Origin of the sequence: Streptomyces sp. RP5T (assembly GCF_003933965.1) — a bacterium.
Classification (GTDB): Bacteria; Actinomycetota; Actinomycetes; order Streptomycetales; family Streptomycetaceae; genus Streptomyces.
The window spans coordinates 1-481 of the sequence record NZ_RSAJ01001274.1 but is presented as its reverse complement, the minus strand read 5'-3'; the positions used below and the strand labels follow the sequence as shown (position 1 = coordinate 481).

Here is a 481-nt window from a genome sequence, read left to right as displayed (position 1 = left end):
ACCCAGCTCCATGTGGTCGCCGGCCCCGACGCCGGCGGCGTCCACCTGCTGCACGGCGGCCAGATCCACATCGGCCGCTCCGCCGAGGCCGACGTCCCGCTGGACGACCCCGACGTCTCCCGCCTGCACTGCGCGGTCACCGTCGCCGCCGACGGCCGTGTCTCGGTGGCCGACCTCGACTCCACGAACGGCACGACCCTGGACGGCACCCGCGTGGGCACCCGCCCGGTCCGCTTCCCCCCGGGGGCGCTCCTGAGGATCGGCGAGTCGGTGCTCCGGCTGGCGCCGAGCGGGGGACGCCGGCTCGGCACGGAACCGGACGGCGAGGGCCACGTGCGCGTGACCTCCGACGACGCCGGCCCCGCCGCGAGCGCCGGACGGGGACCCGGGGGCGCCGACCCGGGCGGGAAGCGCGCCCAGGGCGGTGCGGAACCGGCCGGTGAGCCGGGCGGCGGCGGTCAGGGGCCGGGCGTGCCCGGAG

The 481-nt window shown here is 79.6% G+C and carries 1 protein-coding gene; it reads left to right on the top strand.

Translation table 11 applies throughout. From position 1 onward, the window contains the following. On the top strand, positions 1-481 hold a 481-nt coding region (locus EHS43_RS45790; protein WP_260471046.1), incomplete at both ends, for an FHA domain-containing protein.